The organism is Ekhidna sp., assembly GCF_965227465.1.
GTDB lineage: Bacteria > Bacteroidota > Bacteroidia > Cytophagales > Cyclobacteriaceae > Ekhidna.
The window spans coordinates 1522106-1539385 of record NZ_OZ245746.1 but is presented as its reverse complement, the minus strand read 5'-3'; the positions used below and the strand labels follow the sequence as shown (position 1 = coordinate 1539385).

The 17280-nt window shown below is 41.5% G+C and carries 8 protein-coding genes; 2 read left to right on the top strand and 6 right to left on the bottom strand.

Annotation, left to right across the window (positions count from 1 at the left end):
* Positions 1-140: 140 nt before the first annotated feature.
* The 6 genes from ACO05G_RS06895 to ACO05G_RS06870 form a co-directional block, all read right to left on the bottom strand.
* Positions 141-1592 carry a hypothetical protein gene (locus tag ACO05G_RS06895; protein WP_421765295.1) on the bottom strand — a complete coding sequence of 484 codons (1452 nt, stop codon included), beginning with the start codon at positions 1590-1592 and terminating at the stop codon, positions 141-143.
* 3 nt (positions 1593-1595) lie between these two features.
* On the bottom strand, positions 1596-2711 hold the full coding sequence (locus ACO05G_RS06890) for an outer membrane beta-barrel protein (RefSeq protein WP_421765294.1): 1116 nt from the start codon (positions 2709-2711) through the stop codon (positions 1596-1598).
* A gap of 9 nt (positions 2712-2720) precedes the next feature.
* The gene (locus ACO05G_RS06885; RefSeq protein ID WP_421765293.1) at positions 2721-6020 is read right to left on the bottom strand and encodes a High-affnity carbon uptake protein Hat/HatR; all 3300 of its coding nucleotides are present in this window, start codon (positions 6018-6020) and stop codon (positions 2721-2723) included.
* Positions 6020-7534 carry a DUF4062 domain-containing protein gene (locus tag ACO05G_RS06880; protein WP_421765292.1) on the bottom strand — a complete coding sequence of 505 codons (1515 nt, stop codon included), beginning with the start codon at positions 7532-7534 and terminating at the stop codon, positions 6020-6022. Before ACO05G_RS06880 ends, ACO05G_RS06885 begins: the two co-directional genes overlap by 1 nt.
* 77 nt (positions 7535-7611) lie before the next feature.
* Complete coding sequence (locus tag ACO05G_RS06875) at positions 7612-10869, bottom strand: HEAT repeat domain-containing protein (protein WP_421765291.1); 3258 nt, start codon at positions 10867-10869, stop codon at positions 7612-7614.
* Between the two features lie 107 nt (positions 10870-10976).
* The gene (locus ACO05G_RS06870; RefSeq protein ID WP_421765290.1) at positions 10977-11804 is read right to left on the bottom strand and encodes a hypothetical protein; all 828 of its coding nucleotides are present in this window, start codon (positions 11802-11804) and stop codon (positions 10977-10979) included.
* 202 nt (positions 11805-12006) lie between these two features.
* On the opposite strand from ACO05G_RS06870, the gene ACO05G_RS06865 reads away from it, so the two are divergent.
* Together ACO05G_RS06865 and ACO05G_RS06860 are read left to right on the top strand one after the other, a co-directional pair.
* Entirely contained in the window at positions 12007-13839 is a 1833-nt protein-coding gene (locus ACO05G_RS06865; protein ID WP_421765289.1) for a PorP/SprF family type IX secretion system membrane protein, read from the top strand.
* Positions 13840-13883: 44 nt separating this feature from the next.
* Positions 13884-17207: an FG-GAP-like repeat-containing protein gene (locus tag ACO05G_RS06860; protein ID WP_421765288.1), complete on the top strand. Its 3324-nt coding sequence runs from the start codon at positions 13884-13886 to the stop codon at positions 17205-17207.
* Positions 17208-17280 lie beyond the last annotated feature (73 nt).

Here is a 17280-nt window from a genome sequence, read left to right as displayed (position 1 = left end):
GGTATAATTTAGACCAAAATAAACGAAAAGATGAAGTTCCTTAATCCGAAAATCATATCAAAGCACTCATTCGTTTTTTCGATATAGGCTTTGAATAATAGGATAAGAATAAAGAAGGTTTAAATTGAACTATTTCAAGATTAATCAAGGGATCCATCTGCATTCAGTTTGATAATCGATATCAATTTAACTCCTCCACCAAAATCAACATTTGCAACCGCGACGATCTTTCCATCCGGGAGTGTCACCGCATCCACAATTTCATCATTCCCATCGGCTAATCCGAAAAAAGATTCTTCAGCTGGTAAGTGAGCACCCCCTTGACCAAACTTGGCAAACATACCCTCAGCACTGCGAGCATACGATACATTAGACGCATCGGTAAAGGAAAAGGATGGATACTGTCCTACCATAATAATCTTATTATCAAGTGCTTGAGTCACCCCAATTCCCCTTGTTTCTATACTAGCAACTGTTGTGCCTCCATGATCCTGATAGACTGAACTATCATGACTGTTTCCACTTAAGTAAACTCCATTATTGCTTAGGTTGATCAGAAATCCGAACTCCTGATTTGCTGAGGTACTTGAGGTTCCAACAATACTAAAGCCTGAGCTCGACTTAATGGCGTCACTTGCAAAGTCATCAAATATTGCATTAGTTGGATCTTCTAATCCATACGCTGCTGAATTAAATGGTGTACCATTTGGATCGGTCTCTAAATAGAAAACGTTCGTACCATTATCTCCTCCATTCTCCCCCAGGAGACTGGGTGTATTACTAGTTCCAATCATCACCAGATTCCCGTTGGTCTTTTCAAAACCACGAATAAGCTGGTCATCTTCATCGTCACCCACAATTCCTTGTGTTTCTTCAAAAATTATGGTTTCATTAACTAAATCGACTTTTATGAAATAATTATCAAAATCTGAGTCACCGCCACCCCTATCGAACTCGCGAGATCCAACAACTAAAATTCCAGGATTTACAGAAAGTTCGATAACATCTTTACCCTCAAAATCCAATAATTCATCCGCCGTACGAGCAGAACGTGCAAATAAAGTGTCACGATTAAATGTTCTTGGTTCCAGCTCCGTGCTCAATAAACCAAACGTAAGTCTTTTCCAATCAGACACTTGCAGTGCATTAATAGTAATAGAGGAAGTTCCTACAATGGCATAGCCTGGAGATCCATCTCCAATGTCAGTGACATATTGAATTTGACCGGCCGTCTCATCAGCTCTGAAACGATCTCTAACATCATCCCCGGTCCAATCATCAGCTCCTGGCTCATCATCAATATCCAATGTATCTGAGTAACCAAACGAAGTAGAGTTGATCAAATTTCCATCTAAATCTGTTCGCAGCACATAATAGTCTTTGTCTCCAAAATCCGAAACAACGCTCCCAAACACGACCAGCCCAACCGGAAGCCCGGCTTCATACACGATCTCAATGTCACTGGCCTCATAGCTTGATAGTTCTCCATAGTATTTAATGAAAGCTTCATCAGGTGCAGGAGCATTATCGTCTTCAATCTGGCATGAAACCACGAGCAAAGACACTAAAAATATGTATAGAAAGTATCTCATCGATTATCGGTACTGCTTACGTTTTCTTGGGAAATAAATAGATTTTGTGTATCCAACGGAGAAGGATAAGGTGTTTAGTGTCAAATCGTCCTCCACATGGCCAATTCCAAAATTCACATCTTTATTTGCCCATCGATTATCAGGGTTTATATAGTTGAAAAGTGCGTTATCGTATCGCAGCTCAAGGGAGAAAAAGTCGACCTTCGCACGACCTACCCGGGCTCTAATTCCTGCGCCAAGCATGACCGATACATTGGAGGTAGATACCTGATCGGCTGACTTTAAGTCATCACTTCCCGCTGGTAGTGTATAGGCTGTTCCACCCGTTCGTCTGGTGTCAATATATTTTGCCTGGAGTAATAAATCATAGGATCCGCCAATGAAAAAATACGGTAATAAGCCTACTCTATTTCCGTCTTGATCCTTTTTATCATAATTCATGCTGTAACGCACCATCAGCGGAAACCTCAACATATTGTTGGTATTCTTCGCTACATAATTCAAATCTTCCGCAATCATCTCACCTTCTATTTCGTAGGAAGTGATTCTGTATTGAAATCCAGCTGCAACTTCAATTCCTTTTGTGATGTGCCTTTCTGCAAGGACTTCACCCCAAAAACCTATACCAAGTCCCGTATCATTACCATTTTCATTGTACCGCTTGTCCCCTTCCTGAAAAGAATCAAATGTTTGCATGACGGTTGGGAGTGATTTGTTTACTCCAGCCCTTACAGCCACTCTTAAAATAGGTTCGGTTTTGAATTTATCCTTTAACAGATAAAGCTCTGCAGGATCTTCAGCAGCAAGGTTGTGCTCCTTATCGACTTTTAAGAGCTTGACAAACATCTCTTCCGCCATCGTTTCATTATCCTGGAAAAGATACGCTTTGGTTAAAAGCTTATACGCCCGAATCTCCTCATCTACGGAGAAAACTCCCTGATCCAAACATCTGGTAAATCCACTATTATCGTCTGTATAGGTGCCTATGATATCTGAGAGTCTACCCTGCTCAAAAGCCAACTCCGCCTGAGATAAAGCACGTGCACATTGTGAGGAGGATTGAGAGTGAGCCCATAAGGCACAAGTCAACAAACAAAAGGTGATAAGGTGTTGCTTCATATAGGCGCTTTAGATATCGTTTGGTCTTCTAGGCTGACCTTTGCAAGTTTCCACATACTTAATGTCTTCAGGATCCCCGACATATTGTCTCCATTCATTTTCAGACATATTTCCTAGTGTAATGTGTGAACAAATCTCACTGGCAAGTTTACCTACATTCGTAGGATAAATTCGAATGTTTCCATCATTAGCTGCAGTGACAAAATTTTGACCATCCGGGCTAAAATCGGCATCATTAACCCAGCCTAAATTATCGCCTCCAGATCCTTTATAATCCTGTAAAATAATAGGGAGATCAAATGGATTTTCTAAATCCCACATTCTTACTTGCTTATTTCTGGAAGTAGCCAAAAGCAATCGGTCATTCGGGCTAAATTCGATATCTGTAACCGTAGATCGGTACCCGGTCAAGGTAGGAGGAATTTGTGTGTCTGTCTCCATGTCCCAAATTTTGATTCGACCATCGTCGGTACCGTAGGCAAGTAACTTCCCATTGTTGCTAAACTTCACTGATTTGACCGGGCTGATTTTATTGGAGGTAACAACCGCCCCGGTTGAATCAACTGTGGAAGCCTTATTGACCAAAGTAGTAGCCCCTTTGCCCATGTCAGTCAAATCCCAGATATATACGTTCCCGTCATTACCACCACCGACAAGGGTTTTGGCGTCCGGTGAAAGCGTAATCTTATTGATTCTGACATTGGATTTAACCAGTTCAGTGCTACTTCTGAAATCACTGCGCAAGATTCGATTATCCGCTCCCACAGATATGAATCCAGAGTTATCCGGTAAGAATTGCAAATCATACACGGTTCCCCCTATGTGTCCATCTATTCGTGTGGGTTCCGAATCAATGTTATTTACATCAAACAGCATGATGTTATTTTGATCGGTACCGAGGGCCAGGTATTGTTCATTTGGACTGATGTTTACCACACGAGCCACGTCTTCATTCTGGAAAATTAGCTGCCAGTCCCTGGTCGCTACATTCCACTTGATCACCTCTCCATCGCCATTAGCCGTATAGAAATAATCTCCATCATTTGAATATACGATCGATTTAACAGAAATCACGGTATTTTGAGATTCCAGATCGATCGGTTTGTGATATTGGTTAAAGACCGAATCTCCGGTAGCCGGATCTCCATACTCTACCTCATAGAGTCCTTGTAGGGCGTTATACACACCGGCATAAATATCTCCATTGTAGTTCTTGCCCTGATCTTTATATTCCTGATGGAAAAAGAATGCCTGCAAAGCAACCAAACCTTTCAGTTCAGCTAGAGGCCGATCATCCGGTACTATAGTCTTCGCTTTGATTGCCATGGATTGCGCAATCGCCTGATACCTAAGACGCTCTGCTTTCTTTTGTTCCTCAAGAGCTTGAGCTTGAGCTATTTTAGCTGCCTGCTCTTGTTTTCTTGCTTCATCGGCGGCTTCCTCTGCAAGTTTTTGTTGATTCAGTGCATCTTTTCTAGCCTCTTCAGCAAGTGATTGTTGCCTTCTTGCTTCTACCGCATTTTGATCAGCAGCAATTCTTTGCCTATCAGCTTCCTCTTTTTGAGCCTCTGCATCAGCTCTAGCTTCATTTGCTTCAGCTGCCGCGTCAATTGCTTTTTCTCTCTGCAAATCTGCTTCTTCTTGAAGTTTAACGGCTCTATCCCTTTGTTCCTGCGCAGCAGCTTTTTCTTTCTCAGCCTCATCCGCTTTAATGAATGAGAAAATCAAGAAACTTAATGAAACAAGTACTGCAATGGCCAAAACAACTGCAGTTGTCCGCATCCGTTTGACCTGACGTTTCTGAAGGATTTCTTTATTACGCTGTTCGGTCAGATACGCTTTCTCAGAAGTCTCCAGGAACACCATGGTTCGCTCAAAGGCCGGGTTGTAGCGTTGACCCCACACCAAGGTAGGTCGGTTCTCTTCTCTCCAGTTTAAGGCAAGCTGTAAGTCCGGCATCTGCCAAAGGCCTGCTTTTCCTTCCTGGTAACGCTCTGCTGCCTCAGACAACTTCAGGTACATCTCAGCCGCTTTGGATTCCTCATCCAACCAACGTTTCAGTCGTACCCAGATACGCATCAAACTCTCATGAGAGATATCAACTACGATCTCAGACTCCAGTCTCACGCCATATGGAGGCATCAAAAGTGATCTTCCGGGTTCACGGAACCGCTCGACAACTCTTCCTACCTCTTCTTCATTCACCCCGGCAATCGCTGCAATAGTGGCCAGCTTTGTTGGTCGCCTGATCCCCTGATTTTCAGATCCTCGCTCCGTCAAGGCCTTAAACATGACCTCACAAATTTCTTTTTCACGCTTGCTTAGTGAGTCATACGCCTCATTGGCATGCATGGAGAGCGCCTCTCGAAGCGTCCCTATGGAATTGTAGTGACGTAAATCAATTGGCTCGCCAATTTTACGATTATCAGTCCAGTACGACCAGGTACGCATCAAGGCATGTTGGAGAATCGGTAACTGATCCGGATTATCCCCCACATCATTAAGCAATTGCTGTGTCAATCGTGGTGCAATTTTACCACCTCCCACAGCTACAGGGCCTTCAATGGCTGTACGCTTCTGATCCCTGGTCATCTGCGGAATCAGGTAGTGAGAATCATTGATCATCTGCGTCAGATCCGGAAACTGCGCACACTCTCCAATAAAATCTGACCGCATCGTCAATGCGATATATACAGGCTCATCGTACTGATGAATGGCCTCTAATAATAAGTTTACAAAAGCTGAGGACTCGTCCAGATCGGATGTGGCCGACTCCAGCTTGCGGTATCTGAAAAGTTCTTCAAACTGGTCAACCAGGATGAGTACATTTTGAAAGTCATCTGTTTTCAGTTGCCTTACCACTTCAACTAACCCTAATGAGCTACTGCGAAGCACCGTACTGATGATCGTTTTGCGAATTAGCTTATCCTCATCTCCAAGATTGGTGTATTCCTTATCTCGGATTAAGAGTGATTCTGCCAGGTTGTCGATTGGACCACCACCCGGACGGGTAACGACAATTCGCCAGTTCGAACCTGCTTCTGTCATAAAACCTCCATACAGGGTTGGGATGAGCCCGCAAAACATTAGCGAGGACTTACCACTACCAGAGGCACCAAGAATGGCTACAAATTTATTTTCAGAGAGTTTGACAAGTACCTCGTCACTTTGTCCCTCTCTTCCAAAGAAGAGGTGACTTTCCTCAATCCCGAAAGGCCGGAGGCCCGGAAAGGGATTTATTAACTGGGTAATGTCAACAATGTCCTGAACCTCTTCATGGCCCTGAACATCAATTTCTTTATCGCTCATCAGCTTTCTATTTTAGTTAGAAAAGGCTTGAGGTGATCGGGACTAAATGTCCCCCCATTATTCCCCAAAACCATGGCGTTATTTTTCTTGTAGTGCTCCATATCCACATCCTTCTGCCCCTTAAAGTAAACCGCTTTAGCTGTTAAAGGCTTTTCACGGCCAAATCCAGGAGCTTTTAACAGATCCTGTAGTTTCGTTTTGATCCAGTCTTCAGTAGCCTGACCAAAATATATGATGGATGCGTCGCATCTTCTCAAATTTTCCTGATGTATGTACCTTAAATCTACTAAGTCTCCCTCATAGCTGGGAGAAACCACATTGAATCCTTCGCCCTTTAAATACGTCTGAATGTCATCAATTTCTTCTACATCACGCTTATCAGCGATTAAGTAGATCATCTTGGTTTTCTCATCCTGTTCTTCCTGATTTAAGCCTTTGATATCACGGCGGATATTGAATCTTCCGCCTGTTACCAGCTCCTCCCGAATGATGGTTTTAAGCTCCTGCAATTGGATTTGCAGTACTTCTGCTTCTTCCAGGGCAGCAGCATCACTCTTTAAATCCTCAATAAATATTTTTTGACGCTCAGTAACGTTTTTAAGGTCTGGTGAAACCCAAATAAGTCGGCTAAAAGGCTTCTTTTCATCTTGCTTGGCGTCCTTATTCTTTTCAACCATTTGATAGGTGTGATCAGATGCCACTCGATTTTGAATGTCAACGACCGATAACTCAGACCCTCTGGGTTTATACCCATAATCCTCACCTACCAGGTGAATGGAAAGCCTGCATCGATCCAGGTCATCTCTAACCATGCGATCCAATGCCTTAGCCTCCTTTGGAAGACTGTGATCAGGAAGTACTTTGTATCCGTGACGGATCAACTCCCTTTTAATAATGTCTCTTTGGATAACCATGTCAACACCTGTGCTGGCCAGGTAGACCGTTTTCTCCCGAGGAATCGTTTCGTATGTTCCACTGCCTTCGCTTATCTCCTTAGCATGCAATACATGATTGATATCATAAGCCATATCAACCAACTTCATCCAGTAACTACGTTCAGCATCTGAGCCAAAAAAGCGTGTGAATTCCTGAGGATCTCCGGTTAAAGGATCTACCAGGTAAAAATCATAAGTCAGCAAATCTTCAAGCTCCGGAAGCGATTCGTCCGGATCATATGGACGCTTCAGAACTTTGAATATCCTTGCAACTCCATCAGCAATCAGTTTATTATGATCTTTCCATTTCTTTGCGTGCGAGTTCAATCCACTCATAATGACCTTGTCTTTAGCAAGGTTTGAAGTGGCTACCGCAAGAATAACATTGTAATCATCCAATTCAGTTATTGAGAAACTTAATTCGTTGATGAGTTTGATTTCAGGATTTTCCCGGGTAATCTGAAACATCAAAGTAGATAAGAACTTGTGGAAGTTGGTGACCCAACCTTTTACTCCACCCTCTATCATCGCATCGTCGTGTTCCGAATATATTAATGCTATGGTGCGATTACTGCTCATTTTATGCGATTAGGAGAGGTTTAATATAGTGAAATAACTTAATTTTTTATTCTATCCAAAGTGTGTTCATCGAAATCTTAACCAAACAGGACATCTACAATCTCAGGTTCTTCCTGATCAACTACTCCATTCATGATGTCAATCCAACAGTCCAAAATCTCAATGTGCTTCGACATAAGATTTAAGAGTTCTTCTTTTCTCATCAACAATAAGGTACATTCTGTTCGAGCCAATGCGGTGAAAGAAAATGTGTCTGTGTTATTGATATTCTTCTCTCCAAAAACTCCTCCCTTATCTCTTTCGGCAACTTTATTGTCGCCTTCATATATATCTACTGCCCCATCAAGAACTATGTACATAGGTTCCATACCACCATCACCTTCGCGGATAATGGTAGATCCTAGCTTAACTCTTATTTCCTCAAGATTTTCTGCCATGTAAGTAATTAACTCACCTGGGATCGGCTTAAACATTTCGATCTTCTTAAGCTCAATGACACGCTCGATCATCAACAGTTTCTGATGATATTCCTCATCTTCATCTCTGAAAACTGGTGGTAGTATCGCTTTATCCAATTCCTTTTTGGTAACAGGCCTTAGTCGCTTGGTATGTTCGTGATAAGCCTCCTGATTAATTCGATACATCACAAAGGCAGCCGTTTGTAATAGCAGCGGGTCCGGATTGAACAGGTTGGCTATTAAATCTGCAGTGACATGCCCGCTCAACTGGCTAAATCGGTACATGGCCAGGGCCTTGGTGTATCGATTAATTCTATTATAGTCTCTGTTTATGATTTGAAGAAGTAAATCCTCGTAAGAATCAAAATCCTCAGGTGGATAATGGTTTTGAAGTTTTGTTAACCTTTCTGAGACCTTTAACTCATCGAGCACCGGGATTAATTTAGGCTTCAATTCTTCCTCTACAAAAATATCCAACATCTCAACAGCAAATGTGATACTTTCAGTGGTGCCGCTCTGAATATTCTCTTTTGCCAAAAGCACATTTTGAGGATCATAAATCATGCCCAATAGCATGAAGATATTATCATAATTTTTGATGTCCTCTTCCAGCATGGCCTCCTTAATCAGATGATCAATTGGATCCTCATCGGGTATTTCCTGTGTTGATTTTATGTTCCAGGCAATATCTCCTATTTCGCCTTCTACTGCGATCTTAATCCTGGCCGCCTGGAAGTCTCTTGCAACAAAACCTATATAACTTAATGACAATAAGAGTTGAGAGACAATTTTTCTGTCCGGGAAATCGATTTTCTTCCAAAGTAACTCTGTAGCTCCACGACCACCAATTCGACCCAATACCTGGATAATCCGTATCATAGTAGGATGATATTGACCGGTCTTATAGAATGCGGTATCAACGGTGTGAAATGCTGATTCGCCAGAAGCCTTGAGTGCTGACATAGCTACATTTCCATAAGTAGAAAGGTGTAGGTTTTCAATCAGTATTGGCCATAACTCAGGACGCTTGATCTTTCCAGCTGAAATCATGGCGGCAGATCGGACGTTTGGATTAATATCTCTGAGTAACTCGACAATAAACGCCACATGACGATCTTCAGATGCTTTTGCAAGCAAACGAGCACCACGTTCCCGATCATTGGCATCTGTTGATCTAACTAACTCTTTAATCGCCACGTCAGTCAGATTGAAATCAGCAGCTTTTTTGAGCCTTTTGAAAGCCTCTTCCGCCACCTTCAGTACGTCTTCATTACCCTCCGTTTTCAGATCTTTTTCAATAATCTCAACAGCTTCCCAGCATAGACGATCTCCTAATTTTTGATAGGCATACGATCTTAAAACAGGAGATCGATGATTCAATAAGTCCAGTAAGGCAAACTCAAACTCTATGGGCTCTAATTTTTCAAAAAGACGAAGGCCATTCAGCACCCGTTCAACATCTCTGGAAGAAACCTCATCTTTCAATATTTTGAGCGTATTGTTTTCATTACGCTTGCCCTGACCTTCCAGATTTGCCTTCTGTTTTTCAAGAGTCGTCTTCAGTGTCTTTTTGTATTCTTCAAAAAGCTTTCCAGCCATGTAGATAATACCGGCCGCTAGCGCGAGAATGAAATAGGAATAATGAATAAGTTTGAAGAAAACCAACAACCCTAAGGCCATTTGAGCAGCTCCAGCAATAAAAACTGCGATTTCATTAACAACCCCTTCTATTCGGGTTTGGATATCGAACCGTATTTTAATGTCTAATGGAAGGAAGAATAATTTAAATGCAGGACTTTCCAGTGCGTCCTTAAGTGCCGCAGTAAACAACTTACCTGCTGAAATCAACACGAAGAACATAATGTACTCGGGCGTCTTTATCTCGTACCCGAAAATATGTCCGACAATTATCGCTCCTATGGTAAAGAGGATTAAGATTAAAGGCATGGTCATCAAGGCTACCCTTAAACCAAACTTTCCAATGATAATATCATTAACAAAACTTTGAATAAGGAATGAGAAAACGATTACCAGTCCTGAAAAGAAGGATAGAAAGTTAGCCAAGTCTGTTTCATCCGGATACATGGTTTCCGTGGCACTCAGAAACGTATAATCCATAAAAACAGCAGATCCCATAGAAAAAATCAGGAATATCGAAAGTAATCTTAGGTACTTGTTTTTCATGAGACTGAAGAAATTTACTTTCTCAACCTCTTCGCCTTCAAGCACTTTTGTTGCCCTATTCAAATTGTAATTGATGACGAGCAGTAGTGTGAATATGAATACCCCTAATCCTGCGATTCCAGAGACAAACAAAAGATCATACGTGGCATTAAAATTGGTTGCTGAAATTATTAGAGGAATACTGAAAAAGGCGATCATGGTTGCCATCAGTTGTCCAGTATCTATTCCTCCTATTATTCTTTTACTTGCACGAAGGTCAAACACTCGACCAAACACACCCCAAAAACCTAATAAAGTAATAGATGTAACAGGTCCGATCATCACAAAAAGGATGAATGGAAGCATTTGAAATTGGCCTGTTATGCTTTCATCATAACCTATGAATTCAAAAGCAGCTCGAATTCCTCCTATAAATAACAGGATAAGAAATGTGGTGGAAACTACAAGTGTTGAAAAGTTAATCTTACGCTGGAGGTATACAAATATGGCTGTAGAAATAATGCCGGCTGCACCAGCTGCAAAGAATGCATTGTCTAACCACTCATCACCCATTACGGTTAGGAAAAGTGTTTCAGCTCCAATCTGATAAGTAGCAAGGAGAATCCCCATAAAAAAGCCCTTGCCAAGCAAGAGCAACATTTGCTTCTCTTCTCCCTCTTCTCCTCCCAGGAATTTTAAGAATGCTTTTACCACAGCTAGTGAATTTTACAGGCCCTATTGTAAGTTAGATTATTTAAAGTCAATTGTAGGAATAAATCAATAAAAGACCCAGTTTGACCCGTATTTAACTTTAAATAGTGCTATTTTTTCTTCTTTTTATTACTTTCCTTACTTGTGCTTTTACCTTTTCTTTTCAATTCACTGTTATAGCCGAATAGATATGCAATGCTCACCGTGCCAATATTATGATAGTACTCAAAATTTTCCCGATAATTTTCACCTCCAAAATTGGTGTCTCTGGAACCAGAATTGGTACCCATGTTGCTATGAACCCAGGTGTATCTTGCATCAATTTGGAGGCGGGTACCATTAGCAAGATCAAAATACATCCCCGATCCAACTGTCAGCCCAAACTGTAATCGGTTAGGATCACGGACCAGCGCAGTGCTTCTATTTCCTTCCAGTGCCTTATCGGAATTAAAAGTAATCTTATAGGGTTTTATCGCTTCTTCTATATTGTCTGGGTCAGGCAAGTTTTCAACAAATTCTTCTAGAAAAATCGTTCCCTTCCCTCCAAGCCAGTACGCAAGTCTTGGCCCTCCGTTAACATAATAATGAAAGGGAACCCTACCCAAGGTAATTCGAAGCATTACTGGGGCCGAAATAAAATGATTGATCATGCTTGCGTTGACATCTTCACCATCGGTTTGGATATCCTTGACCCGCTTACCTACTCGCTCGTAGTTTATTTCTCCATAAACGGAGTACCGATCCGTAGCAGTATACATAAGCGCAAATCCATATTGCATATTTATATCGGTCGCGACGTTAAATGAATCACGCTCATAGGTTTTGTCCTGATAGACATGATCGATGTAGCTGACGCCAACTTTTGGGCCAAACCAATATTGACCATAAGAAGTAGCAACAATTCCAAGTACACAACAAAAAAGGAGAACGGATTTCATCTGCAGGTTTAATTCTTTCTAGTGTAATAATACGAAATCAAAGTGAGTCATATTATGCATGTGATTAATTTCTTCACAAAATAGCATTTAGATAACTGATAAAGTGATTATTATGCAAACAAAAGCAGGATATTTGTTACGGGTGATGCGAAATACAATAAATTCTCTAATTTAGGGTTTAGATCAATAGAATCATCAATACTTGAAACGATTACTTCTCTCTAAAATGGTCTGTGCGAAATGGATGTGCCAACTTTTCTATATTGGCTTATTCATTACCTCATTTTATAACGCACATGCTCAGCAACCACAGGTTTACAATCAGTTCTTCATGAATCCTTATATGTACAATCCCGCATATGCGGGTGTAGAAGGACACGCTGCAGTATTCGTGATGTATAGGGACCAGTGGACCAATGTAGAAGGAGCACCTCAAATATCGCATGCCAGCTTTCACGTCCCCTTAAAAGGTGGAATTGCAGTTGGTGGAGCTGCGTTTAATATTACTCAAGGCTTATTGGCGACATCAGCAGCAAAAGCCTCAGCCTCTTATTTATTAAATATTGATAGGACTCATTTTTTACGATTTGGGATGTCACTAGGTGCGGGAATTAACTCTGTGAACATTACAGAATTCGATTCACCGGGTGATCCAGCCTTCAATAACTTTCTTGACCAGTCAACTTTCTTCATAGGAGATGTTGGAGTTGCTTATCATTTCGGGCATTTCAACGTTGGTATTTCATTACCGAATTTATTTAACTACAATCCCATTACACAATCTGAAGTAGCGGACATTGAATTTTCACCAACTGATAACGTCCTTTTCAAAATGAATTATAGAGGGCACGTTAGTGATGATTTTGCCTTTGAACCTCACATTATATATAGATACAGTAACGTGATACCTCATCAATTTGAAGGTGTCATGATTGCACACCTTTATCACATCGTTTGGGTTGGTGCCTCTTACAGGCAAGACGCTGGAGTAATAGGTCTGGCTGGAGCCAAAATAAAAGAGAAATTTGCGGTCGGTTTTGCCTATGAATTAGGTAATTCAAATATTTCGTCGGAGTTGGGGCCTACCCTTGAAGTAAATCTTGGATATCACCTTGGAACCAAGAAGGATCATGCTGAGCATGTCTCTTCATTTATAAAAAGTCATAGACTATCTGCCGAGGAAAGAGCAAGAAAAGCAGAATTAGAAAGACAAAAACAACTTGCAGCTCTACAGCAAAGCAGGCCTTCTGAAACAGAGCCTGAAGATGAGGATGCATTAAGTATTGCTCAACCAACAGTTCTTGATGATCCTGAACCAGAGGCGGAGGTACCAACCGAGAAAGCAGACGATTGGGACCATCAGGAAGAGCATGAAGAAATCACTCGTGTCAACCAGTTTGGAGAGGAAGAAACAGGAATTAGGTTAGAAAAACCCAGTGATACCGGTGAGAAAAACGTTGTGATCAGCTGGGTTCCAACAGCAGAGGCCGCTAGCTTATCAGTCGCTTCTGAAGGTCATCTTGAACGGGAGCTTCCTGATGGGTCTAAAGAAGTGGGTATTAAATATGAAAAACAACAGCCGGATGGCAGTGTAGAACATATCATTAAATGGGATAAAGCCATCAATGAATCTCAGGCAGCAACTATAGCCGAAAACCCTGAGCTGACAGAGGAACATCATGATGAGGTGGCCAAAGGTGATCCTGAACTAACCCAAGACTTTAGGACGCACGATGAATTAGGTAATGCTGATGATCATGTAGTGACCAAAAGAGGAACACATCTATTGGAACTGCCTGCGGGTAATTACGTGATAGCAGGAGCTTTTTCAGTATTCCAGTATGCTGAAAACTATAGTGATGAATTATTCCAAATGGGATTTCATGACACACTGGTAGGATATAACAGTGGTAGAGGGTACTATTATGTAGTCGTTTATGAATCAGGAAGTTTGAGACAAACGAGAACAAAAAGGGATGAATTCAGAAAAATGCCTAAGCTTTCAAAGGCCTGGGTGCTTCAAGTGACAGAATGATGAGGAAATTTTTAGCCATACTAGGTCTTTGTCCAATTCTTTTAATGGCACAGCAAAGACCATTTATCAATACCATATCTCCTACTCATGTTGAAGTTGGAGAGAAAGTAACTATTTCCGGATCTAATCTGACCAACGTTAATCTTGTTTCGTTTGGTGGAGTTTCAGTTTCTGGTGGAAATATCAATATAATCTCAGATAATCTGATTGAGGCAATTGTTCCTGCTGGTGCTACCAGAGGATCGATAATCGTTAGAAATACCAGCAACCTGACATCTGAGTCCAGTCAGCAGTTTTTCATAAGCTTTTCAGGTGAAGCCAATAGCTCATGGAAAGCTGAATACCTGGAGAGTATTTCACCAAAATCAAATGTCTATGATATCTGTCTTTGCGATTTAAACAACGATGGCAAGAATGATGTAATCATGACCCACAACCTTGTCTCCGGCACAGGGGTAGAGGCAACCGTTTTTGAAAACCAAAGCACTTTTGCTACCGAGTCTTTCTCAGATATAGGTTTGGGTGATAATGGTGACAACAGTACAGGAGGGTTTGTATCCACCACATGTGCAGACCTGGATAATGATGGTGACAGAGAGGTCATATTCACGACTGACAATACCACCAACATCAAGCAAATTTATATTTATGAAAATAATGGCGGTGCAGCTGTTTCTTTAAGCTATCTGGGGAGTCTAAGTCTTAGTCTTCCAACAATTGGTGGTGGAGATAAACGAGTTCCAAGAAGAGTCAAAGCAGCTGATATAGATGGAGATGGGAAAAAAGATTTAGTCGTTGGAAATGAAAATGACAACACGATCCATATTTTTCCAAATAATAGTACTCCAGGCAGTTTCGCATTTAGTTCTCCAGTAGAAATAAGTGTTGGAAATGCTGGTACTACGGGAGGACTGGATATTGGAGACTTAGACAATGATGGGAAACCCGATGTGGTCGTTATACCTGCTGTGCAATCCAATGAACAAATCTATGTGTTAAGAAATGAAAGTATTCCAGGCACATTTAATCTATCCCTACAAGCCGGTATCACATCCACTGATCAAAGAAGAAATGTAATCATTGCTGACTTTGACAATGACGGCCTTAATGATATAGCCTCAACTTCAGATGCTACTTTGGGAAGTGTTTCAGGTAATGAAGCAGTGACGATATATCAAAATACAAGCAGTGGAAGTAACATAACTTTTGGATTGGCAGAGGCGGTTATCATACCAAGTAATTTACCGTGGGGCCTTGATGCTGGGGACATTAATGGTGATGGACTAGTTGACTTTGTTGTCGCAACCCTTGGAACAAGTACTGGAGCCGTATTTGTTGTCGAAAATAATTCGACTGGAGGATCAATAAGCTTTGAAACGCCAGTTGAGCTTACCGTAACCGCAGACGCACGCAATATTTGCGTTGGTGACATTAACGGAGACTCAAAACCTGACATAGTATACTCGCATGATACAAGAACAGCAAGTCTAGGAGATTTAGGTGTGCGAATTAACGAGACATGCGTAGACCCAGTTATTGAGCCTGAGACTTTTTCTTTTTGTACTGGTGAAAATTTCACTTTATCATCCACAAATATTGTGGATGGAACATATAGCTGGAGCATCACAACTGGTACTGGCACTGTGGTTTCTCAAAGTGGAAATGAAGCTACATTCAACATAACATCGGCCGCTGACGCTGTGATTGATTTACAAATTACTGCACAAGCCGGGTGCGCTTCCCCTCCTACCACACAATACACTGTAAATTATGAGCCGGGCTCGGTTACTACTACTCCCGTTATTTCGGTCAATGATGCTAACGGCGGTTCACTTTGTTTTGGTGACCAGGTAACTTTATCAACGACCACAACATTCGATGAGTACTTATGGAGGCTTCCTGACGGATCAACCAGCACATCAGCAACTATTAATATTTCTTCAGCAAGCTCCATCAATTCCGGGGAATATGAATTAAGAGTCAGAAACGCGGGAGGATGTTCAAGCGTAAGCGTTTCGCAAAATCTAAGTGTTAGCGAACCCCCTACGCTTGAAATTATTAATCAGGATCTGGACAACTTCTGTGATGGCTCAACAATTTCTCTTCAGGTAGCTGATTACACATCTGATTTTAATTATCAGTGGAAGAGAGACGGAAGTGTTGTATCCGGGGCAACAGGCACCTCTCTAACAGTGGATCAGTCTGGTGACTACACAGTCGAAATAACCGATCAGATTACCTCATGTACTGCTGAAACAGTAGCATACACGGTGAGCGAAATAGCCGAGCCAAGTTCAATAGTAAATGGTCCGACAGAAACGTGTATTAATACAGAAACGACTTTTACAGCAGCGAGCACAGGAGCATCTGGATTTACGCTCAACTATGCTTGGCAAGTAGATGGTAGCCCAGTGACTCCTTCTGATCCAACACAGCTTTTGACGACTTTTTCAACAACAGGAAATCACACGGTTACGCTTACCACAGCTTATGATCCAACAGAGGTGGTCAGCTGTAGTGATGTACAGGTTTTTAACGTCACTGTATCGGATCCACCTACGATCACATTCGATCAAACAGATTTGACTGCTAAATGCCAAGCGGATGTTGTTACTGTAGCACTTTCTAATCCGGCAGGATCTACCGTTTCCGCGTATTCGTGGACAGTCAGAAATGCTTCTGACAACAGTTTTATCAGCAATGCGACTGGTGAAACGCTAGATGTGACAACTCCTGTCGGGGTAGATACTGTATGGGCGGTATTAGATATTACCACTAATATTGGATGTCAAGTGAAGGACAGCATTCGCATTCGAAACTTTCAATCCGATCTCGATATAAGTTCTACAGATTTTACAAGTATCGTTTCATTTGATTCGGCTCTTTTGGAAGATGCTACCTCAATAAACTTAACAGCTGATAACGCTGCGTCCAATATATCCTGGGAACCAGCGGAAAATTTTAGTGACCCATCTAGCTCAAGTACAATTTTCTTTCCTCAAAATCCAACCAGTGTGGTTACACTAACAGCTACCGATAATGATGGCTGTTTGGTCTCCACTGAAGTGAGAATTATACTGGATAATATTAGGCCAAAACGGACTTTCTCTCCTAACGGTGATGGCATGAATGATTGCTGGGAGATTCTAAACATTGGTGATCTCGGAAATGATAACGAATGTAAAGTCTTTGTATTCGATTCCAGGGGAAGAAACATCTTGGTTAAAGAAAATTTTGAAAACGGAATTAACTGCGTTTGGGATGGTAATTTCAACAATTCACCAGTACCAGAGGGGGTCTATTATTACGTTTTAAAGTGTAATGCTGCGGAATTTACCAAATCAGGTAGTATATTATTGGCCAGATAGGCACCCGCTTCTAAAGATTCACCTATAAAATTCATCGATTGATCTAATTTTCATCCTTCGAATATTTATATTT

What these genes read in the sequence shown, in the direction of transcription:
- ACO05G_RS06895 (WP_421765295.1), bottom strand. Translation starts at nt 1,592, where the DNA reads ATGAGATACTTTCTATACATATTTTTAGTGTCTTTGCTCGTGGTTTCA.
- ACO05G_RS06870 (WP_421765290.1), bottom strand. Translation starts at nt 11,804, where the DNA reads ATGAAATCCGTTCTCCTTTTTTGTTGTGTACTTGGAATTGTTGCTACT.
- ACO05G_RS06890 (WP_421765294.1), bottom strand. Translation starts at nt 2,711, where the DNA reads ATGAAGCAACACCTTATCACCTTTTGTTTGTTGACTTGTGCCTTATGG.
- ACO05G_RS06880 (WP_421765292.1), bottom strand. Translation starts at nt 7,534, where the DNA reads ATGAGCAGTAATCGCACCATAGCATTAATATATTCGGAACACGACGAT.
- ACO05G_RS06885 (WP_421765293.1), bottom strand. Translation starts at nt 6,020, where the DNA reads ATGAGCGATAAAGAAATTGATGTTCAGGGCCATGAAGAGGTTCAGGAC.
- ACO05G_RS06860 (WP_421765288.1), top strand. Translation starts at nt 13,884, where the DNA reads ATGGCACAGCAAAGACCATTTATCAATACCATATCTCCTACTCATGTT.